We start from the raw sequence: 21,291 nt of genomic DNA, 5'->3' as shown, positions 1-21,291 counted from the left end.
ACGAAATCAGGGAGTCGTTAGCGAAATGGGCCGGCATTTTAACAGGCTCAGAGAATTGTGCTGCTCTCTCCGACTTGTGACGCAACACGCGATCTCTATTTGCCGGTTTTGATACTTTCACGCAGGATGCGCAATGAATTCGCGTCTAATGTACGTATTCAAGACTCGAAGTCGTGTTTGATAACCGATGATATTGGGTCATTGGTTACCCGAGCGGCATAATGCGCGCCGCCTACATCTTTGCAGAGTCTAGGGAGCTAGCTTGTCTACGCCTGTCGAACCCTTGCGTTTGCTGCTACTGGCCCAAGAGCCGGCGTGGGCAGCGTTGTTGCGCGAGTGTCTGGCTCCAATGGGGAGTTCGGCAGTGCTGCTCAGCGCGCCGAGCTGGGAGTCGGTCAGCAACTTGTTCGATGACAACCGCAGCGCGGTGTTGTTGACGATTCCTGCTCTGCAGCCAGCACCCGGCCGTTGCAGCCTGCCGACGGTGTTGCTGCTCGAACACGAACCGCTGGCGCCGCCCGACGGTGTGAGCGACTGGCTGGTGCGCAACCTGCTGGATCCCGGCATGTTGCGCCGCTGTCTGCGTCATGTGCGTGAGCGCGGGGTGCTGGAAAACACCTTGCAGCGCCTGGCCGAGCAGGATCCGCTGACCGGCATCGCCAACCGCCAGGGTTTCCAGACCTTGCTGGCGGCGCGTCTGGCGGACAACGACGGCCGCGGCCTGGCCCTCGGTCACCTCGACCTCGACAACTTTCGACACGCCAACGACGCCCTCGGCCATCAGGCAGGCGACCGGTTGATTCTGCAAGTGGTCTCGCGGCTGAAAAGCCAGCTGGAGGCCGGCGATCAACTGGCGCGGCTGGGTAGCGATGAATTCGCCCTGCTGATCGACACCCGCCGCGCCCCTCAGCGCGCTGAATGGATGGCCGAACGGATTACCGAAGCCCTGTCCGAGCCCTACTGGATCGACGGCGAAAGCCTGTTGATCGGTTCCAGTCTCGGCATTGCTCACGCCCGGGCGCAGGCCGGCGCCGACCCGCTGATGTGGCATGCGCACATCGCCATGCAGCAGGCCAAGAGTACTCAAGGCTGCACCTTTCACATCTTCAACGAGCGGATCAATCGCAATGCCCGCAGCATCGCCGACCTTGAAAGCGAGCTGCGCCGGGCCTTACGTCGCGATGAGCTGGAGTTGCATTACCAGCCACGCCTGAACCTTGCGGACGGCCAGATCGTCGGCCTCGAAGCCTTGGTGCGCTGGCGTCATGGCGAACGCGGTTTGCTGCCCCCCAGCGAATTCGTGCCACTGGCCGAGCAAAGCGGCTTGATCGTGCCGCTGGGTTACTGGGTGATTTCCCGAGCCCTGCGGGACATGCAGGCGTTGCGTGAGCGGGGCCTGCCGGCGCTGCACATGGCGATCAACCTGTCGTTCCGGCAGTTTCAGGACAGCCAGTTACTGTCGACCCTGAGCCGGTTGATTGCCGAGCGTGGCGTCGAGGCGCAATGGCTGGAATTCGAACTGACCGAAACCGCGGTGATGCGTCGCAGTGACCTGGTCAAGCAGACCATGGACGCCCTCGGACGGCTCGGTGTGCGCTTTTCGCTGGACGATTTCGGCACCGGGTTCTCATCGTTCGTGCACCTGAACAGCCTGCCGATCGCCTTGTTGAAGGTCGACAAGAGCTTTGTCGGCGGCATGGAAGAACGGGAAGAGAATCGCAAACTGGTGCACGCCATGATCAACCTGGCGCACAACCTCAACCTCGAAGTAGTTGCCGAAGGGGTGGAAACACCGGAGCAGCTGGATTTGTTGCGCGGATTTGGTTGCGATCAGGTGCAGGGGTATCTGATCAGCAAGCCGTTGCCGTTGGCGGAGTTGGTTGAGTATTTGACCTTTGGCTCCAGCCAGCAGGCTGTGCTGGCTTAACAACGTACCGTAGGAGCGAGGCTTGCCCGCGAAGGCGGAGTGTCAGTCGATATTGTTGTTAACTGACACTCCGCCTTCGCGGGCAAGCCTCGCTCCTGCAGGGTTTAATCAGGCTGGGTGATTGGGAAGCTCGGCTGTGACGATGGCTCGCGCCGAATCATCCGCGTCATCTTCCACTCAAACGCCAGCGTCAGGCTCACCGCCGCACACGCCAGCCCCAGCGCCAACCCCCACCAGACGCCCGTCGGCCCCCAGTTCAGATGGAAGGCCATCCACCAGGCGGCCGGCGCACCAATCAGCCAATAGCAGCCCAAACCTACCAGGAACGTGGTCTTGGCATCCTTGAGTCCGCGAATGCAGCCCATGGCAATGGTTTGCGTGCCGTCGAACAGCTCGAACCACGCCGCCACCGCCAACAAGCTCACGGCCAGTTCGATGACCGGGCGAAACGCCGGGTCGTTGTGGTCCAGGAACAAGCCGATCAGCTGATTCGGCAGTAGCCAGAAGACCATCGCGAACCCCAGCATCGACACCGCCCCGAAGGCGATCCCGACCCGTCCGGCCAGCCGCGCATCCAGCAATTGCCCGGCGCCGTAATGCTGGCCGATGCGCATGGTGATCGCGTAGGAAAGCCCCGCCGGCACCATGAACGCCACCGAGACGATTTGCAGGGCGATCTGGTGCGCCGCCAGTTGCGTGCTGCCCATGGTGCCCATGCACAGCGCGGCGAAGGCAAACAGGCCGACTTCCACCGCATAGGTGCCGCCAATCGGCAGGCCCAGGCGCCACAATTCCTTCAAGTATTGACGATTGGGCCGCGACAGCCCCTGGCGCAACGGATAAGCGTCATAGGCCGGGTGCCGACGAATGTGCAGCGCGAGCGCCAGCGCCATCAGGTTGGCCACGATCGCTGTGACCAGACCGATGCCCATCAGGCCCATTTTCGGCAGGCCGAACATGCCGGTGATCAACGCATAGTTGAGCAGGAAGTTGGCCACGGTGCCGCCGAGGCTGATGACCATCACCGGCGTCGCCCGGCCGATGGCGCTGGTGAAGCCGCGCAGTGCCATGAAACTCAGGTAGCCGGGCAGGGCGAACGGCAGGATCAACAGAAACTGGCCGGCGGCCTGGACGTTGGTTGCGGTCTGGCCGAACAGCAGCAACACCGGTTTGAGGTTCCACAGCAGCAGACCCGCCACCAGCGCCATCAACCAGGCCAGCCACAAACCGGCCTGGGTCAGCCGCGCTGCGCCGATGATGTCGCCCGCGCCCTGACGAATCGCCACCAGGGTGCCGACCGCCGCGATCACGCCGATGCAGAAGATCGACACGAACGAATACGTCGCCGCGCCCAGACCGCCGCCGGCCAGCGCCTCGGGACTCAGGCGCGCCATCATCAAGGTGTCGGTGAGGACCATCAACATGTGCGCCAACTGCGAGGCAATCAACGGCCCCGCCAGCCGCAGGATGGCCCAGAGTTCAATACGCGCTGGATGCTGCATGATCATCACGCTCGATTGTCAGAGAGAACAGGAAGCGTCGATTCTCGGCGCTCTGCGGGGTTTCCACAAAGGGATAAAAAGGATGGGTAGCATGATTAAAACTCATGCTCGGGACTTTCTGATAAGTTGAGGCAATCGCGCTATAGGAGGTTTCCCAATGTCTCGTCGTCTCCCTCCCTTGTATGCCCTTCGAGCATTCGAAGCGGCGGCGCGGCATAGTTCGTTTACCCGCGCCGCCGAAGAGTTGTCGATCACGCAAAGTGCGGTCAGCCGGCACATTCGTACGCTCGAAGAGCATTTCGCCTGTCGGCTGTTTCATCGCAGCGGGCGCAACCTGCAACTGACCGAATCGGCGCGGCTGATCCTGCCGGGCATTCGCGAAGGCTTCACCGCCCTTGAGCGGGCCTGCAACACCTTGCGCGCCGAGGACGACATCTTGCGCATGAAAGCCCCGTCGACCCTGACCATGCGCTGGCTGTTGGCGCGGCTCAGTCGCTTTCGCCACCTGCGACCGGGGAACGAGGTGCAATTGACCAGCGCCTGGATGGACGTCGATACGGTGGACTTCAACCATGAACCCTTTGACTGCGCCGTCATCCTCAGCAACGGGCATTTTCCACCGGACTGGGAGACGACTTTGCTGTTCCCCGAAGAGTTGATTCCGGTGGGCGCGCCGAATCTGCTGAAGGATCAACCGTGGGACGTTGCGCGCCTGGCCAGCACCGAACTGCTGCACCCGACGCCGGACCGCCGTGACTGGCGCAACTGGCTGGAGCGCATGGGCCTGAGCGATCAGGTCTCGCTCAAGGGCGGGCAGGTGTTCGACACCCTGGAACTGGGCATGATCGCTGCCGCCCGTGGCTACGGCGTGTCCATGGGTGATTTGCTGATGGTGGCGGAGGATGTCGCGCAGGGACGTCTGAGTTTGCCGTGGCCGACGGCCGTCGCCAGTGGTGAGAATTATTACCTGGTCTGGCCGAAAACCCGCCCGGGAGGTGAACGTTTGCGCCGGCTCAGCGATTTCCTGCAAGGCGAAGTCCGGGCCATGGAATTACCGGATGTCGAACGCCTGGGTTGAATCGATGGAGCCGCTGCAATGGCGGCCTTGAGCCATATCCCCGTTAATCACTCAAGTATTCGGCTTTGCCGCCGAAAATCTGCTGATGGAACCTTCGTACCAGGCTCCACGTTTTCCCCTCTATCAGAAATTTAGCCGAGTGCGACGGGATCAGGATGATCCGGCCCACTGGGTCAGGAGCTGTCATGTCTCAACCTCGTGCTCGGATTGCCTCACAGCTGGGTCTTGCGCTTGCCGTGATACTGGCGATTGTCATCAGCGGCAGCACCGTGTTTGCCCTGCGCTCGCTGGACGCCGCCAACCTCGCCACCCGCGAAGAGCACCTGGCCAGCGAGGCGAGGCTGCTGGCCGATCAACTGAGTACGTTCCACGGCACGTTGCGTGAGAGTACCCAGCGCCTCAGCGGCCTGTTCGAGAAGCGCTTCAGCGCCGGTTTGAGCGTGCATCCGGATGAGCCGGTGACCGTGGCGGGCGTGCAGACCCCGGGCCTGCACCTGGGTGGCGAAGTGTTGAACAACAACTTCAAGGAAGTGGATGAGTTCAAGCAAATGACTGCCGGCGTTGCGACGCTGTTCGTGCGCAGTGGCGAAGACTTCATCCGGGTCAGCACGTCCCTGAGCAAACAGGACGGCACCCGGGCCATCGGCACATTGCTGGATCACGCTCACCCGGCTTATGCGCGCTTGATGGCCGGGCAGAGCTACGTCGGTCGCGCCTTGCTCTTCGAACGGTCCTACATGACTCAGTACACCCCCGTACGCGACAGCGGCGGTAAGGTGATTGCCGTGCTGTTCGTAGGATTCGATTACACCGACGCCCAGAACGCCCAGTTCGAAAACCTCAAGCGCTTCCGCATCGGCCAGACCGGCTCCCTGGCGCTGCTCGATGAGCAGAACAAATGGCTGGTGCCGATCGCCGGTGTGCAAGCGTTGGACGTGGCAGCACCGGCCATCGTCGGTCTGGCCAAGACACCGGGCAAGGGCGATTTCTGGAGCGACACGTCGCAAGACTTCTACAGCATTGCCGTGCCGTTCGAAGGCGGCCCATGGTCGGTGGTGGCGAGCATGCCGAAAGCGGAAATCCGCGCGGTGACCTGGAGCGTCGGCATTCGTCTGGCCATCGGCAGCCTGTTGGCGATGTTGCTGGCGGTGGGTTCGGCGGTCTGGTTGTTGCGCAGCAAACTGGCGCCGCTGGGGGATCTGGTGCGTCAGGCCGAAGCCTTGGGGGCCGGTGATTTGAGCGTGCGCCTGAACGTGTCGAGCAACGACGAAATCGGTCAGTTGGCCCGCGCTTTCAACCAGATGAGCCAGGCTTTGTCGACCATGGTCGAGCACATTCGTAGAGCCTCGGAAGAGGTCAACAGCCGCGCCCAGGCGTTGTCTGGCTTGTCCGGCGGTGCCTATGAAGGGATGGAGCAGCAGTCCGGCGAAATCACCAGCATGGCCGGCGCCGTGGAAGAATTCAGCGCCACCTCGCTGAACATCGCCGACAACATGGGCAACACCCAGCGCCTGGCGCAGGAAAACGCACAGCAAACCCAGATCGGTCGTACGTCGATGGACGAAGCGTCCTCATCCCTGGAGCAAATCGCCGGTGCGCTGAACAGCACCGCGACGGTAATCAACACCTTGGGTCAGCGCTCCCAGGAAATCGGCGGCATCGTCGGGGTGATCACCGCGATCGCCGAGCAAACCAATTTGCTGGCGCTCAACGCTGCCATCGAAGCCGCCCGTGCCGGTGAACAAGGTCGTGGGTTTGCGGTGGTGGCCGATGAGGTGCGCAACCTGGCTTCACGCACTCGCCAGGCCACTGACGAAATTTCCGGGATGATCCAAAGTATCCAGCAGGAAACCGGCAACGCGATCAGCACCATGGAGCAGGGTAACGTGCTGATGCAGGAAGGCTTGTCGCGCAACGCCAACGTCGCCTCAGCCCTGGCGCGAATCGATGAGCAAAGTCGCTCGGCCGGTCAGCAATTCGCCGCCATCACCACCGCGACCCAGGAGCAAAGCAGCACCGCGACCTTGCTCAGCAGCAACCTGCAAAGCATTGCCTTGGCGAACAGTGAGCAGCGGGAAGTGGTGTCGAACCTGGCGGTGACTGCCAAAGAGCTGGAGAAGCTCGCGGCGGACTTGCGGCATGAGGTTGACCGGTTCCGCTGAGGCACCTCCGAAACAGCCATCGCGAGCAGGCTCGCGATGGCATCAACTCGATTCTGCGCGTTATCCACAAGCCCCGTATCGACGATCATTTGGCATTTGCCGTCGTGATCTCGATTTTTATGCTTGCTGAAACGTTTCTTCAAGTTTATAAAAATGGCACAACTCCAAGAAAGGCTGCTGCCATGACCCCGCTCAAACTCTTCGTTGCCCTCAGCGCACTGTCCGCTGCTTCCCACGCCATGGCCTGGGATTACGTCCTGCTCGATACCGACAAAGCCGCCCAGAACTGGCAGATCACCAGCCAGCAACTCGGTGTGAAAACCGACAAGCCCTTCTCCGTGACCCTGCGCACCTTGCATGGCGGTCGGCAGGAGGGCGTCAGCATTGTCGACATCGATAATGGCGCGATGAAACTCTCGGTGGTGCCGACTCGCGGCATGAACGTGCTGCAAGCTTCGGTCGGCAATGTGCGCATGGGCTGGGATTCGCCGGTCAAGGAAATGGTCAACCCGTCCTTCATCGAACTCAACGGTCGCGGTGGCCTGGGCTGGCTGGAAGGTTTCAATGAACTGGTCACCCGCTGCGGCTACGAATGGGTCGGCCATCCCGGCATGGACAATGGCGAGCTGCTGACCCTGCACGGTCGCGCCGCCAACATCCCGGCCAACAAAGTCACCCTGCACATTGATGAAAAACCGCCATACGCCATCAGCCTGCGCGGTGAACTGAAAGAGCAGGCATTCAAGAAAGTCGACTTCTCCGTCGCGACCGAACTGGTTACCGAGCCCGGCAGCGTCGTGTTCGCCCTCAACGACACCCTGACCAACAACGGTGATTATCCGAAGGAATACCAGGCGCTGTATCACAGCAACTTCAGCACACCGTTCCTGGAGCAGGGCGCCCGCTTCGCCGCGCCGGTGAAGCAGGTCTCGCCGTTCAACGACAAAGCCAAGGGCGATCTGGCGGATTGGCAAACCTACCGCGCACCGACCAAGGACTACGACGAGACGGTTTACAACGTGGTGCCATATGCCGATGCCAAGGGCGATACGTTGACCGTGCTGCATGACAAGGCCGGCAGCCTGGGTGTCTCGGTCGGCTTTAACACTCAAACATTGCCGGTGTTCTCCCTGTGGAAAAACACCGATACCCAGGGCCAGGGCTATGTTACGGGGCTGGAGCCGGGAACGAGCTTTTCCTATAACCGCCGGTATCAGCGGCCACTGAACCTGGTGCCGACAATTGCGCCGAAGGAACAGAAGCAGTTCCGTATCAGCTACAGCTTGTTGGCGGATAAGGCGGCTGTGGATAAGGCGTTGAAACGGGTGAGCGAGATTCAGGGCGGGCGCGAGACTGAAGTGCGGCAGACGCCGTTGGTTGATCTGACCAAGGGGTGACACGGACTAGAGCGTTGTTGGCCGATATTGCAGCGCTTCGGCCAAGTGTTCGCGTCTGATCCCGTCGGCTTGTTCAAGGTCCGCCAGCGTGCGCGCGACCTTGAGCAGTCGATGGGCCGCTCGCAACGACAGCGTTAAACGCTCGCAGGCGGATTCCAGCCAGTTTTCATCGGCTGTGGATAACTTACAGTGCCGGCGTAGGCCTGGCAGGTCGAGGAAGGCATTGGCGCAACCCTGGCGTTTGTGTTGCCGCTCTCTTGCATCAGCAACCAACTCGGCGGCGGTGGCTGTATCGTCGCCGGGTTTCAACGCAGGATTCAACGCCGTGGCCTCACGAGCAACCGTCAGGTGCAGATCGATGCGGTCCAGCAGCGGCCCCGACAGTTTGTTGCGATAGCGCTGCACCATGTCCGGCGTGCAGGAACAACGACCACTTGGCTCGCCAAGATATCCACAGGGGCAGGGGTTCATCGCTGCGACCAGTTGAAAGCGCGCCGGAAAGCGTACGCGGTCCTTGGCACGGGAAATCACGATGTGGCCGGATTCCAGTGGCTCTCTCAACACCTCCAATACCTTGCGATCAAACTCTGGAAGCTCATCGAGGAACAACACGCCATGGTGGGCGAGAGTGATTTCGCCGGGTTGCGGTTTCGAGCCGCTGTAGGCTTTCGAAATAAACGCGAAAGCGCTAGGCTAGGGCCATCTAAGCAGAGCGCCCCCTTTTCTAAATAGCTGCGACGGCATTTGAAAATAGATGCGACAGGATTAAAAATGGATGCAAATAGCTGCGACCAGCCTAAGCAGGTCCGAAAGATCAAACCGACTCGTCGTAGCGTCTCGGGGGTGATCCCTTTCCGCGATTCGGGTGGTATCCCATATGAGTCTCTTCTGGAAAGAGATTTTCTAAAGCGGATGCGGTTTTCCTCAGGCGTTTCTGCCGTCATTCCTCAGCCTGTAGAGATCGAGTTCATTGCCCCCAACGGGCGCCCTCATACGTACACCCCGGACTACCTCGTCTACTACCGCCTCGGTGACCGTCATTACGCAGATCACATCATGCCAATGCTGGTGGAAGTGAAGCCTGCCCACCTGTGGCGGGAGAGATGGCGGGATTGGTCGTGCAAGTGGAAGGCCGCGCGCCGTTACGCGGTTGATCGCGGTTGGCGGTTCTGCATCTATGACGAGTCTCGTATCCGTGGGCTGGCGCTCCAAAACATCGTTCATCTTGAGCGCTACGAGCGTATGGCCTTTGATCCCGAAGACATCGACCTCGTCATCAAGACATTGCGCGAGATGGAGATCGCCCCCGTGCACTACCTACTGGCCCGCCACTTCAACGGCATCTATCGCTCGACGGGCATTTCGTTGCTATGGCATCTCGTCGCCACTCGCAAGCTCGACTGTGACATCCGTGAACCACTGAACGAGAACCTGGAGCTCTGGGTGGCTACGCAATGAACATCTACGACATCAATACTGATGAGCACCTGATTCCCTTCGAGCCATCGCGCGCCCGGGTCGATATCCAGGTTGGCGCGATGGTTCGAAGAGAGAACCAGATTTTTCGCATACTGCAGATTCTTAATTTTGAGGTCGTGATCGGCGTCGAGGTAGAGTCTGGCCAGAGTGCTTCCCTTCGCATTTCCGAGCTCCACAGCGTGGAGCAGGAAAAGGTCGATGGCTTATACGTGAACTACGACATCGCCACGATTGGAAGCGATGAGTGGGCTGTCGCGCAGCAGCGGTTCGCTGTCATTAGCCCTCTGCTCAACCAGTCGGTAACGCCGCGTAGTTCTGTGGAGGCGCAAGCGAAGCTGGCGGGCGTAGATACAGCGACTGTTTACCGCTGGCTGGACCGGTACCAGAACTGGGGGGAAGTGCTTGCGCTAGTGCCGCGAAAGCGTGGCTGGAAGTCTGGAAATACACGCCTAACCACTCAAGGCGAACGTCTTGTCGAAGAGGTCATTGAAGAGCATTACCTCAGCAAGCAGCGCCCATCGATTCAGTCAGCTATTGCCGAGGTAGATCGACGGGCCAAGGCGCTTGGAATGAAACCACCAGGCGCATCCGCAATTCGTGCCCGAATTGCTCGCATCTCGGAAAAACAATTTCTTCGACGCCGTGGATTCGCAGACAAGGCTCGAAACCGATTTACCCCCGCTGTGGGTAAATTTCCTGGCGCAGACTATCCCCTATCTGTAGTCCAGATCGATCACACGCCGGTTGACTTGATCGTTGTGGACGACGTTCACCGGCGGCCCATCGGTCGCTTATGGCTGACCGTGGCAATCGACGTGTTCTCCAGGATGATTACCGGTTATTACTTAGCGCTGGAGGAACCATCGGAGATTTCCGTCGCGATGTGCATTGCTCACTCTGTGCTCCCCAAGGAAGAGTGGCTCGATGTACATGGCGTGAGGGGGCAATGGCCCGTCTGGGGATTCCCTCGGGTTATCCATTCGGATAACGGGGCTGACTTCCATACCGCCAACCTCAAGCGCTCTTGCTCCAACTACAACATCGAGAACGTATTCCGCCCGGTTGCACGGCCGAATTTTGGGGGACACATCGAGCGTCTACTGGGGACGTTCATGCGCACCCTCCACGAGTTGCCAGGGACCACGTTCAGCGGGATTGCTGCACGAGAAGGCTATGACTCGGAGAAAAATGCTGCTCTGACGATGGCCGAATTCGAAATGTGGCTAGTCAGGTCGATCCTCAAGTATCACCAGGACATTCATTCCGCGATTTACATGAGCCCTGCGCGGATGTGGCAGATTGGCTTCTTTGGTAACCGGGAAACCGACGCGTTGGTGGGTGTGCAACCTAGGCCTGCTGATCCGCTTACCGTCCAGCTTGATTTCTTGCCCTCATTCCAACGTACCGTGCAGCACTACGGCGTTCAGATTGATGTGTTTTATTACTCCGAGGCCCTGCGGCATTGGATCAATGCGACGGACCTTCAGACCGGACAAGCACGCAAGTTCGTGTTCCGACGTGACCCGCGTGACATCAGCACGATATGGTTCTTCGATCCTGTGTTGAAGCAGTACTTCAAGATTCCGGTGGCCAACCAAGCGTTCCCAGCTTCGACGGTGTGGGAGTTCAAGGCGGCCAAGAAAAAAGCCGTCAGCGAGGGGCGCGAGCACGTCGATGAGGCTCTGATAGCTCGGCTGATCTTAGAAAACCGCGAGCTCGTTGAGCAGGCGTCGGCAAATACCAAGAAGGCACGTAAACAGGCGCAAAAAACGCGAGTTCATGAAAAACGGGTCACGCCGGCGACAGTTGTTGCGATGCCTAAACCTTCACCTGCCATTGCCGCGGGGCTAGATGATCTGCTCCTGGACGACGTTGACCTGTTCGGGGATATCTCATGAGTGATTACAAGCACCTACTGCCTGACTTTTGGCCCGTTCTTCAGCTGTCTGATCGGGAGCGCGCGCTCTTTATGGATCAGCCTCGCTGGATCGGTTATCCGGCAGCCCACAGCGTATTGGATACCCTTGGCCAGTTGCTCGACATGCCCAAGCGCCCGCGCATGCGCAACCTGCTTATCACCGGTGAGTCGAACAACGGTAAAACGACGATCATTCGCCATTTTGTGGAAAAGCATGGTGAAGGCTACGTGAACGAAAACGCTGAACCTGTGCGTCCGATCATTCTTGCAGAGGCTCCTCCTTCAGCAGATGAGAAAGGTCTGTATGTCGCGCTTCTTGATCGTCTGTGGACGCCTTATCGAACCACGGACTCTGTGCTGACATTGCGTTACCAGGTCTTGCACATGTTTCGCGAGCTCCACGTCAAGATGCTGGTCATCGACGAGATCCATTCCTTGCTCACAGGCTCTGCGATCAAGCAACGCGAGGTCATGAATGCGATCAAGATGATTTGCAATGAGCTTGTCATCCCGGTTGTTGTGCTCGGTACCGAAGATGCTGTCCGCGTGCTGCACCACGATCCTCAACACAGCAGCCGCTTTGACGTGATGAAATTGGGCTCGTGGAAGCTCAACGCTGATTTTCAGAGGCTGTTGAAGGCATTTGAAGCGGTAATTCCGCTCAAGCGTCCCTCGGAGATATACAAGGCCGAGACGGCGCAGCTTATCCATTCGATTTCTGGCGGTAACATTGGCAACGTTCACCGCTTGCTGATCGAATGCGCGAGGGATGCGATTGCTTCAGGGCAGGAACACATCGACCGCGAGTTGATCGAGAGCAAGTCATGGCTGCGTCCTACACGTGGCATCCGCGAGTTGATGGGATAGACCCCAAGTGGCCAATCCCTCAGTCGCTGATGGCGGATGAGCTGTTTTCATCGTTTCTGATACGTAGTGCACTGGCTCATGGATGTTCCCCCATCGCGCTGACGTCGGTCATTTGGCCGGCGCAGCGGGTTTGGACGCTAGATCTTGACCGAGGCCCGGCTCCAAACAACTTGGAGGTGCTGTCGCGATTGAGTGGTATCTCAGTCCCGGTATTGCAATCAAGCACGTTGCAACCTGCTGCCCATTGCATTCTCAATTTATCCTCTCCACATTTCGGTGTTTGGCCCTGGGTCCTGGTCCTCGGATGCCGGAACAGGCGGCACGCAGGTGGTCTGCAGTGTTGCCCTTTGTGCATGGGGCAACCAAACCCGTTTTATCGAATCCAGTGGCGGTTGGCCTGGCATACGCGATGCTCACTGCACCGAACCAGGCTGATTGACTGCTGTCCGACATGCCAAGCGGCTCTGCACCCAAGCCTGTTGCAACAAGGCGGATCCATTGCTTACTGCCACTTCTGTAAATCACCGCTGACCCGAAGTGTGCAAGCCGACGTCAGTGAAGGAGCAGCAGCATTTCAGCACTATGTGGATGACATGGTTTGGTCGGGCACCTGGTACGGCCACCTGCAGCTCTCGTGTTGCGAGTGGCTAGGCGTCGCCAGGGCAATGCTCAGTCTGGTGAGGTCTGCCTCTGGAGCGACACCCCACGCACAGGAAGTATTTTGTGAGGTGATGGGCACCAGTGTACTTCCGGAACCAGCCCACTTAGGCCTGCCGTTTGAATACCTATCGGTAGGTGAGCGGGAAAGACTTCTGGAGGTCGTTTGGTCGATAATGCGAGCCGGCCCTGCCCGATTCCTGGAGGCTGCGAGTGCAGTATTCCCACCATCGGCATTACGATCGTTTGCCAAAGGTGCTCCACGATTGATGGCGCTCGTTCCCTCCAAACTTACGTCTCGCCATTGCACGATTAATCGGAAAGTGACCATGGCCGGCACACAAAAGCCTCAAGCAGTGCTCAGAAGTTGGCTTCGCTTGATTAGAAAGATTAAAAGAGATGGTCTCTGAAGAATTGACTCAGTTCACGCCGTGCGACGAGTGCAGTCGCGCTATGCCGAAGACGAAGAAGATCCATCAAGGGAAGCGTTACTGCGCAACCTGCTATCCACGGCTGTTCAAGCGCAGGATGTGTGGTGGGTGCGGAAATTTTGCCAGGCTACCAATCTTCGATCTGGCAGCGCGCTGCACCGGATGCGCACGAGACAAGCCTTGCGTGCGCTGCGGCAGGCGGGATTTCAAGCTGGGATGTATGACGCCTTACGGTCCAGCCTGTAAGTCTTGCGTCCCCTATTTTCGCGAGCCTGAGCAGTGCGAGGTGTGCGGAAAGGTTTCGAGGCGACTGGCGACCAATACTCAATCGGGGTTGCGGTCTTGTCCAACGTGTAGCGGTCCTGCTGCGGCTACCTGTACAGCGTGCCGGCGTCATCGGGTTTTGGTGCAGGGCGAATCAGGGAGCCTGCTTTGCCGGCCCTGCCATGAATTAGGCAATATCGACTGCGGTACCTGTGGGCAATCCATGCCGGCAGGTAAAGGCCGTGAGTGCGACGATTGCTATTGGCTTCGTACCTTTAACGCCCGGTTGACCATCGACGTGGCTGGTTTCAGCACGGCCACAATGTCCAAGGTGTTTGGTGATTTCGGCGCATGGCTGCTCAAGGAAACGGGACCTCAGCCTGCTGCCCTGAAGATCCATCGACACTTTATGTTCTTCAGCGAGATGGAAAAGCATTGGGGCCAGCTGGCGACCTACGAGCAGTTGCTTGAGAGTTTCGGAGCCTCAGGCCTTCGCAAGGCCGAGTTGCCCATGCGTTGGCTGCGGGCTGTGGGGAGAGTCGTGGTAGACGAGGTAGCACGCGAGCACCATACCGAAATGCGGCGAGTGGCAGACCTGCTGGAAAGCGTTGTTGAGCCTAACTTTAAGGATATTCTGAAACGGTACCATGCAAACCTCCTGGTCAAGGTTGAGCAAGGCGGGGCCAGTGTGCGTTCGGTCCGGCTTGCGCTGAGGCCCGCGGTGGATTTGCTTCACCTGGCCGGAAGCCAGGGCGCTGCAATGCCAACCCAGCGCACGCTGGAGCATTTTTGGCATAGTTCTCCAGGGCAACTGGCGGCCGTCACCGGTTTCGTCAACTTTCTCAATCGAACATTCGTGTTGAAACTCGAGTCGCGTCCGGACAAACGCTTGATGGAAAAGGCCCGGCGCCGGAAAAAGGAAAAAGCCTTACGTCTGTTGATAAGTGAGCGGCAAGAAGGCGGCGCCTTCGAGCGCAAATGGATTGCGGCAGCTTTGGCGTATTTCCACGGCATTTCCAAGGTATCTTCGCAGCGACTGACCTATGTTGCGGCTGATTACAAGGCTGTACCAGGATTCAACGTAACCTACGGCGGCGACCTGCTCTGGGTGCCGTCGTGTGATGGTTTTCCAAGCTTAGGAGATGGCAAGGAAGGCCCCGATGAGTCGGGGCATCCGGATCAATGAATGTCCATGTAAAAGCTCAGTGGTCCGGTTTTGCGGCCGCCTTTACCGAGCAGTACATAGAGAGTGTTTTTCGTTAAAAACCAGCCTGGCTCCTCGAAGTAGAACTCAAACGTGCTGCGCACCCAGTTGCCGTACTGAAACCGCCCCTTGCTGTCCAAGATCACGTGCCGCGCGTAGAGAAATGTGGGACTAAAGCTCTTGGCTTTGAAAGCTATCAGCTGGCTCGGTGAGGGAGTGAGGTCTATCAGGACCCAATCCTCCACCAGGCAATACGGTTTCCCGGGAAACTTTTTCCCTGCCAAGGCGCATGCGTCATCAGAAGTCGTCTGAATACCGTCCAGTACCCTATCTCCGCCTGAAAGCAGGTCGCCCAAGTCGTTTAAATCCATCATGTTGCCCATGACGCAGTAAAGGTCTTGGCTAGTTTAGGTCAGGCTAACCCCTACGTCTCGGAAGGCGTTGATCAGAACCGTGCGATGAAGAATTCTCTCCTCGTGGGGGCTGTGATTGAAGAATTTCGCCTTATCGGGAAACAGATGCTTCAAATTCCTGACGACGCCGTTTTTGAATCGGATCACTGAGCAAAATTCTTCGACGAAATCTTGGAGCTCCTCATAGTTATTGAGATGCGATGGGAAAAGAACCCCCGCGAATGACTCGATTTCTTCGTCTCCTTTCTGCCTGCGTTGCAGCTCAATCAGAAAGTAGCGATCGCTGGCTATTTTGATCCTGACAATCATCACGCCACGAGGTTGTTTTGTGATGGTATCGAGGTATGCCCAGGATATCGGTTTACCTGTTTGGTGATCGTGCGGATCCAGAGCGATCAGCTTTGGCTCGCCATCGGCCTTGAAGCGCTCGGACGGGGTATACCAATGCAAATCGGTCACCTGTTGGTTGGTGGCAGCGATGTCGTGTAGCGCGCGCCAAACGTCGCGCAGAACCCCGCGCGACTCCAACACCGCATCTGCCTCAAGAAGCAATTTACCCGTCTGCTTGCCAGAGCCGGTGCCCTTGCCGGTCGAATGGGTATTGGCATCGGGCGGATTGGGGCCACGACGCCCTGTGTTTGCTTTGACAGTGTGGGGACTCTTCTTGATCTTTCGCTGCGAGCCGAGCGTCTTGAACGGCGCTGTTTTCACAATGGTAGTTTCGGAGTGATAATCAGGGTCTAGCTGATCTACAGCGGCAATAAACTCATCGGCAAGGGCCGTTCTTACGGGCCTGGGCATTACAGTTCGGCCCGTGCCGTCAATGCCCTGATCGGTATCGAAGTTCAGGCGCTGCAACACAATTTCATCGCCTGGAGGCTCGCTGCATCCGGTGATGTCCAGGCACAAGAATGTGTTGCCGCCGTTGATCCAAAGACCTCGTCCTTCGATTTGTGCCGGTCCTTTGAACCATGGGGCGACCTTCAAAAGAACGGGCTTCTCCGGGCCCGACGAAAGCACCTGCGAATTGACCAAGCGTGACTGGTGCGCGGTGTAAGGGTCATACATGAGGTGCGCCAGATAAACTGCGTCCCCATCTCGCATGTGCCTTGACGGCCTGATGATCCATTCATGCTCATCGGGATTGGGCGTATCGTAGAACGCAGAGAAGACGTCGTTCCAGGGAAGTGCCGTCAGCGCACGGCAGACCTCGCTGTTGCGTGCATAGGCCCTCACGAGGAATTCAACACAAGGCACTAGCATATTTTTGCCATCGCCTAGATCGAAATCCAGAAGCCAGCATTTGTCTCCGTCTTGGTAGAGAAGCGGGTAATCGGTATTGCGGAATGTCTGGGGAAGCCTTTGCTTTCTCGCTTCATACCGCGACGTATACCGCCATCCCGTAAGTTCTGTGAAATCCACTTTGCTCGCATCAATGCGGGTGAGCTCGGTATCAGACACACATTTGCCCTGTCTCCAGATCGTGCCAATCCGATAGTAGGACAAGTGGCTCAGAGGGATTTTCACCTGCTTGAAGTCGCCTGGCCGGTCGTTGGCATCCAGTTCTCGGAAAAGGGCGATCACGTGAGGAACTGTCCGTTTTTTTCCGTTCTGCTGAACCGGACCGTACCACCAAACGATGACATCACCGGTGAGCGCTTTTACACCCGCGTTCTCTCGAAAGTCGGCGCGCGGGTAGGAAAACTCAACCCTTTTGATAGGACCTAGCAACCTCAAATCTCCACTGTGCTGCAACTGGCCTGACCCACGTGCTCCACGCAAGGTGCGGCCAAAACCTCTGGGATAGAGGCACATTGCTATTCATGTTGCGACGAGCGGTAGGAAATTTGCAAGCGCCCTAGCGTTGTTCGCACGGTATGCCGACTGCTCTAGCAAGCGGTATGCGTGTTCTTTTTTCAAGGGAATCAATGGATCTTGGCCACCGTCTCAGCACGCGCACGGTAGTGGTCAATGGCCAGGGCTTTACCTGCTACGTGCGGGGTACAGCAACAGTCACACCCTCGCCAGTGCAGGATGACCGGTCGGCGCTGACGGAGGCTATGCCCCAAGCGTCGCCGGTCGAAGTGCTGAGCACTGGAGCCCTGAACCGGACGGATCAGTGCTGTGGCCATCGGTGGTGTTACTGCCAGAACCTCGGGGTCTCTGCTCAGATCCGACAAGGCGTGGCGCGGGACGCGCTCGACAGCGAGTGTGGCGAGACCCGGCGAACCGGCTGATGCGGAGCGCCTGATCAATTTGCCCGTGCCGAGCGGCTTTCTTAAAACAATATACCTTTCCATCCGTTCAATTGAGAGATCCAGTGTCGGCGTTCTACACACGCACAGGCAGCGAGACCTGGGGCTGGATCGGCACTAGCGTATCGGCGTAGGCTTTCAGAATGTCCGCATACAGATCTGGATGCTTTGGGGCCTCCACGGTGATGATCAGCGCATACCTGATCTTCTCAGCCTTGTCGGCGGTGCCTCCCTTTTCCCGCGCGTTGTAATGGATGTCGAACGTTGCATTGTTCAACGTAGTTCCACGCATCCTCTTAGAGTCATGGAGAACGGTTTCCCACTTCCCCGAATCCGAACGGCGTTCCTCCTCGGTGGCAAATTTCTTTTTCTCAAAGAAAGATTTTGTAGCGGCGTTGTTCTTGCCCTCTTCGACTTTGTCCTTGTTGGGGCGGAAGGTCACCTCAAGGCCGGCTCGCGTGTACGAGGCTGAATCTTGAGGGTCAGTGCCGCACGCGAAGGAGAATGTGGCCTTCAGGGTAACCATACCGCTGAGGGAGCCTCCGGGGAGTGGGATAGGTGCGCGGATGTACTTACCCGGTTTCAACTCACCTTGGTAGACGATCCTCGCCACTCCTGGTGGGCAGGTAATGATCTCCATAAGGTCTTCTGGGACTTTCCCCCAGCCAACGTCTATCGGTTCGTGCCCGTTCTTTTGCGCAGCGTGAACCAGCAGCGCCTTGATCGCTAAGGGGGATAGCTCCTGACCCAATACAGCCCGGACGCCGACGGCACTACGGAGGATGTATGGGGCTGCAAAACTAGTCCCCAGCAACGGAACCAGTGAGGGTTTTTTGCCTGGGATCAGTGCGTGGAAGTACTGTTTACCGCCGCCGAATGCCATGAGATCCGGTTTGATGACGCCGGGGCTACGTCCTGGTCCCCTGGCGCTATACGGCGCCCGAGCCCAGGAAGAGCTTGTACAATTGGCCGCACCCACCGTGATCGCGTTCACGCAATCCGAAGGGACCTGCACGCGATCAAGTTGAACGATCGAATCCCTCGTCCCGTTGTTGCCCGCAGCGATGGTCATGAACGTGTTGCCATCGCTAAGCAAGTCGTCGATTACCGATGTCCAGGCATGCACATCGTTATCTTCGATGGCCACATCGGGGCCAACACTGAGGTTGATGAACTCATATTGCCGTGAAAGCAAAACCTCTTCGATATGTCCAAGGGTGCGATAAAGCTCCAAGGGATTTTCGAGGCTGGCCCCTTCGTCGAGAACGCGCAGGTGGTCAACGTAAGAGTAAGGACGGGATGCAGTGCCTTCAGGCTCGATTGGTCCAAAGAGGAATGCTGAGGTTGCTGCAAGTCCGTGTTCCGGCCCTTCGGGATCATCGCCGGCATTTTCATCCAGCACCCGGTAGCTTCGCAGCCATTTTCCAATGGTGTGATCTTCAGGCAGGCCAGCGTCGAGAATAGCAACCCTTGGGTCGGCCGAGAGAGGGGCCTGAGTGGGAAGCGTGCAATCGACGGAAGGACCGCCTCGCTTGGTGGCCGGCAGCAGTCCGCGCATCTTGGGAACCGGGCGGATCACTCGGACGAAGACGAACTGCGCCAGTTGAAGGGCCTTGCTTTGTTCGCCTTCTACAGGCACGAACCACAGGTTGCCCACTTCGAAACTGAGCTCACTGTGGACGATCAGGCCCAAGCCTGAAGCGTAATCTATGAATGACTCTTGGATGAACGTGCTGTCCTTGTCCGGCAGCAAGTGGATTCCGAACTCGTAGTACTTGTCGTTCTTCGTCCCAGCATTGACGATCCGTTCGCTTGGCTCAAAGGCGAGGATGTTCTCGATATGAGTGAGGTCGTCGGCCTCTTCAGAGTCTTCTTCAACTTCGTTCATCCAGTTGCTCAATGCCCGAAAAGCATTGCGCTTGCCTGCAACGAAAATCTCAGTGGTCGAGCACTCATGTGGCGCTATCTTGCGAGTCCAGCTTTCAGGGGTGACCCTGACTCGCCTGCTCCCGATGGATTCAAGCCCGGTTGCGCGTAGCAAATCAGTCGGGAAGAACGAACGAGCAATATAGCTTGGATTCAGAATGAGTCGAGCAACGCCAAAGTCATGCGGACAGGCAATTGGAGGAAGCTCGTTCAGCGATACCGACGCGACCTTCGCCTGCCCCGTCAGCCGCTCGCGCGCACGCTCTAGCGTGTATGCTTCAGCCTTATCCATTTTCCTCTTCGGGCCCTTAATGTCCCGTGTCAGAAGTTCGCCACGACCAATGAGAAAATTCGTTTGGTTCATGCAGTGGTTCTCGTCCTTGATGCTCGTTTAGCAGGGGCGGTCTCTGCCTTTCGATGCTTGCGAATGGTATCTCTGCTGACCCCGGTGATTTCATGGATCGCACGCTGGGATAGAGAGGTTTGGCTGTCCAGTAATACGGCAAACTCGATCAGCTCTACTCGGCCCAAAGCGGCCGCTTTTTGACCTGCCAGATCTTCAATCAATTTTTGCGGACTGCCGCCACCCAGAGCCAGCGTGCGGCGAAAGCGCTGTATCTCACGCTCAATATCACTAAAGGATTGATTTTGGAAGGCGTACGAAAGTATCTCGATCCATTTCTCAAATTTGTGTAGGTCGGGCCCGAGAAAGCGCCGGATCGCGATTTCGACCGTTTGTGCGTCAGGCGACTTGAACTCGACTATGAGATCGAAGCGGCGCCATAGAGCGGGGTCGATGAGTTCGGGGTGGTTGGTTGCAGCCAGTAGCAGGCCTGTTGAAGGCCACTCGTCCACCTCTTGCAAAATCACCGTCACAAGCCGCTTCAGTTCGCCGATGTCGCTTTCATCGCTGCGACGTTTGGCAATTGCATCGATCTCGTCGAGAAACAGCACAGAAGGGGTTCGCTTCGCGTAATCAAGAGCCGCTCTTATGTTCGCGCCACTCTTGCCCAGCAAGCTGCTCATCACAGTGGTCAGATCAAGGACAAACAGCGGTACACCAAGTTGAGCGGCAATCCAGCGTGCCGTAATCGTTTTTCCAACACCCGGCGCACCCACAAAAACTGATGATTTCGTGGGGTGGAGACCCAGAGCTGCTAGTTTCTTGATCTGCTTCCGCTCTTTAATGAGTTGAGCAAGAGGATCAACAACGGAGGCTGCCAGTAACGGTGCAGGATATTCCGGCCCATCGTTGAAGATTTTGAGTAGCGACAAGCGGGACTCATCATCGACCGGAGCGTGGGCGCTACCCTCCGTTTTGGTAGAGGGGTTTTCTCGGCGCATAAAGGTAGACGATCCGCTAGGTGCAATCGTGCGCAGGTAATTATCGAGCTGCTCCGCCAAGCTTGGTTCGCTGTTTCGATACTGCCTGACGAGCCGGGCGACGAAGAGCCTGACATCATCAGTTTTTTCACTCAGGGCCAATCGGGCAACCTGGGCTAAATCTGATTTTACTTTCGTCAATTCTTCCATAGTCATCATAATTGGCTGATTTTAAAGGGATATTTAATTGTATGAAAGTGGGCTAGATTATAGCACGGCTGCGTAGGCTTCGTCCGCTGGCTGACGGAAATGCTGAGCTGGGCTCTGGGTGTAGCTGACGAATGGGGGTAGAGAGGCGGGGCGTTTGAGGTCTTGATATTCCGTAGGGGGATGCCATATTGATATCGCCCTGGTTGTGGGTGACCAAGGAGTTGACTATTCCGTTGCTAGAACGATCTGACCTGCGATACGAGTACGATTGGAGTGCT

Annotated in this window: 14 protein-coding genes and 1 pseudogene; 9 read left to right on the top strand and 6 right to left on the bottom strand. The window is 57.8% G+C overall.

The window, feature by feature from the left end; all coding sequences use genetic code 11:
* The first annotated feature begins 262 nt into the window (after window positions 1-262).
* Window positions 263-1,927 carry a bifunctional diguanylate cyclase/phosphodiesterase gene (locus FFH90_RS29885; RefSeq protein ID WP_064621098.1) on the top strand — a complete coding sequence of 555 codons (1,665 nt, stop codon included), beginning with the start codon at window positions 263-265 and terminating at the stop codon, window positions 1,925-1,927.
* 104 nt (window positions 1,928-2,031) lie between these two features.
* Here FFH90_RS29885 and FFH90_RS29880 read toward each other — a convergent pair whose 3' ends face one another.
* Window positions 2,032-3,429 (bottom strand): NorM family multidrug efflux MATE transporter, encoded by a 1,398-nt coding sequence (locus FFH90_RS29880; protein ID WP_138866506.1) that lies wholly within the window; start codon window positions 3,427-3,429, stop codon window positions 2,032-2,034.
* Between the two features lie 157 nt (window positions 3,430-3,586).
* On the opposite strand from FFH90_RS29880, the gene FFH90_RS29875 reads away from it, so the two are divergent.
* The 3 genes from FFH90_RS29875 to FFH90_RS29865 all read left to right on the top strand — a co-directional run bounded on the left by FFH90_RS29875 (window position 3,587) and on the right by FFH90_RS29865 (window position 8,066).
* Window positions 3,587-4,507 (top strand): LysR substrate-binding domain-containing protein, encoded by a 921-nt coding sequence (locus FFH90_RS29875; protein ID WP_019580487.1) that lies wholly within the window; start codon window positions 3,587-3,589, stop codon window positions 4,505-4,507.
* 185 nt (window positions 4,508-4,692) lie between these two features.
* Window positions 4,693-6,669: a methyl-accepting chemotaxis protein gene (locus FFH90_RS29870; RefSeq protein ID WP_064621097.1), complete on the top strand. Its 1,977-nt coding sequence runs from the start codon at window positions 4,693-4,695 to the stop codon at window positions 6,667-6,669.
* Between the two features lie 182 nt (window positions 6,670-6,851).
* Window positions 6,852-8,066 carry an aldose 1-epimerase family protein gene (locus FFH90_RS29865; RefSeq protein ID WP_138866505.1) on the top strand — a complete coding sequence of 405 codons (1,215 nt, stop codon included), beginning with the start codon at window positions 6,852-6,854 and terminating at the stop codon, window positions 8,064-8,066.
* 6 nt (window positions 8,067-8,072) lie between these two features.
* Here the strand turns inward: FFH90_RS29865 and FFH90_RS29860 are convergent.
* Window positions 8,073-8,723, bottom strand: a pseudogene (locus FFH90_RS29860) (ATP-binding protein); the annotation flags it as partial.
* Between the two features lie 114 nt (window positions 8,724-8,837).
* Here FFH90_RS29860 and FFH90_RS29855 point away from each other — a divergent pair.
* The 5 genes from FFH90_RS29855 to FFH90_RS29835 all read left to right on the top strand — a co-directional run bounded on the left by FFH90_RS29855 (window position 8,838) and on the right by FFH90_RS29835 (window position 14,868).
* Complete coding sequence (locus FFH90_RS29855; protein ID WP_138866504.1) at window positions 8,838-9,524, top strand: TnsA endonuclease N-terminal domain-containing protein; 687 nt, start codon at window positions 8,838-8,840, stop codon at window positions 9,522-9,524.
* Window positions 9,521-11,443 (top strand): Mu transposase C-terminal domain-containing protein, encoded by a 1,923-nt coding sequence (locus FFH90_RS29850; protein WP_138866503.1) that lies wholly within the window; start codon window positions 9,521-9,523, stop codon window positions 11,441-11,443. The genes FFH90_RS29855 and FFH90_RS29850 overlap by 4 nt, the downstream gene beginning before the upstream one ends.
* A complete protein-coding gene (locus tag FFH90_RS29845; RefSeq protein ID WP_138866502.1) occupies window positions 11,440-12,330 on the top strand; it encodes a TniB family NTP-binding protein in 891 nt (296 codons plus the stop codon). The genes FFH90_RS29850 and FFH90_RS29845 overlap by 4 nt, the downstream gene beginning before the upstream one ends.
* Entirely contained in the window at window positions 12,222-13,397 is a 1,176-nt protein-coding gene (locus FFH90_RS30810; protein ID WP_138866501.1) for a TniQ family protein, read from the top strand. The genes FFH90_RS29845 and FFH90_RS30810 overlap by 109 nt, the downstream gene beginning before the upstream one ends.
* A 508-nt stretch (window positions 13,398-13,905) precedes the next feature.
* Window positions 13,906-14,868 (top strand): hypothetical protein, encoded by a 963-nt coding sequence (locus tag FFH90_RS29835; protein WP_138866500.1) that lies wholly within the window; start codon window positions 13,906-13,908, stop codon window positions 14,866-14,868.
* Here the strand turns inward: FFH90_RS29835 and FFH90_RS29830 are convergent.
* From FFH90_RS29830 to FFH90_RS29815, 4 genes are all read right to left on the bottom strand, one after another.
* Complete coding sequence (locus FFH90_RS29830; RefSeq protein WP_138866499.1) at window positions 14,862-15,269, bottom strand: hypothetical protein; 408 nt, start codon at window positions 15,267-15,269, stop codon at window positions 14,862-14,864. The two genes, FFH90_RS29835 and FFH90_RS29830, sit on opposite strands and share 7 nt — an antisense overlap.
* A 24-nt stretch (window positions 15,270-15,293) precedes the next feature.
* Entirely contained in the window at window positions 15,294-17,030 is a 1,737-nt protein-coding gene (locus FFH90_RS29825; RefSeq protein WP_138866498.1) for a hypothetical protein, read from the bottom strand.
* Window positions 17,031-17,630: 600 nt separating this feature from the next.
* Window positions 17,631-19,844, bottom strand: a complete 2,214-nt coding sequence (locus FFH90_RS29820; RefSeq protein ID WP_138866497.1) for a S8 family peptidase — start codon at window positions 19,842-19,844, stop codon at window positions 17,631-17,633.
* Entirely contained in the window at window positions 19,841-21,013 is a 1,173-nt protein-coding gene (locus FFH90_RS29815; RefSeq protein WP_256663650.1) for an AAA family ATPase, read from the bottom strand. The genes FFH90_RS29820 and FFH90_RS29815 overlap by 4 nt, the downstream gene beginning before the upstream one ends.
* Between the last annotated feature and the right edge of the window lie 278 nt (window positions 21,014-21,291).

It is taken from the genome of Pseudomonas sp. ATCC 43928 (assembly GCF_005938665.2).
Classification (GTDB): domain Bacteria; phylum Pseudomonadota; class Gammaproteobacteria; order Pseudomonadales; family Pseudomonadaceae; genus Aquipseudomonas.
Note: the sequence above shows the minus strand (reverse complement) of the source record. Positions and strands in the feature narration are given on the sequence as shown.

Coding starts and splice junctions, on each gene's coding strand:
- FFH90_RS29880 (WP_138866506.1), bottom strand. CDS start 3,429: ATGCAGCATCCAGCGCGTATTGAACTCTGGGCCATCCTGCGGCTGGCG.
- FFH90_RS29875 (WP_019580487.1), top strand. CDS start 3,587: ATGTCTCGTCGTCTCCCTCCCTTGTATGCCCTTCGAGCATTCGAAGCG.
- FFH90_RS29870 (WP_064621097.1), top strand. CDS start 4,693: ATGTCTCAACCTCGTGCTCGGATTGCCTCACAGCTGGGTCTTGCGCTT.
- FFH90_RS29865 (WP_138866505.1), top strand. CDS start 6,852: ATGACCCCGCTCAAACTCTTCGTTGCCCTCAGCGCACTGTCCGCTGCT.
- FFH90_RS29855 (WP_138866504.1), top strand. CDS start 8,838: ATGGATGCAAATAGCTGCGACCAGCCTAAGCAGGTCCGAAAGATCAAA.
- FFH90_RS29850 (WP_138866503.1), top strand. CDS start 9,521: ATGAACATCTACGACATCAATACTGATGAGCACCTGATTCCCTTCGAG.
- FFH90_RS29845 (WP_138866502.1), top strand. CDS start 11,440: ATGAGTGATTACAAGCACCTACTGCCTGACTTTTGGCCCGTTCTTCAG.
- FFH90_RS30810 (WP_138866501.1), top strand. CDS start 12,222: ATGCGCGAGGGATGCGATTGCTTCAGGGCAGGAACACATCGACCGCGA.
- FFH90_RS29835 (WP_138866500.1), top strand. CDS start 13,906: ATGCCGGCAGGTAAAGGCCGTGAGTGCGACGATTGCTATTGGCTTCGT.
- FFH90_RS29830 (WP_138866499.1), bottom strand. CDS start 15,269: ATGGGCAACATGATGGATTTAAACGACTTGGGCGACCTGCTTTCAGGC.
- FFH90_RS29820 (WP_138866497.1), bottom strand. CDS start 19,844: ATGAACCAAACGAATTTTCTCATTGGTCGTGGCGAACTTCTGACACGG.
- FFH90_RS29815 (WP_256663650.1), bottom strand. CDS start 21,013: ATGGAAGAATTGACGAAAGTAAAATCAGATTTAGCCCAGGTTGCCCGA.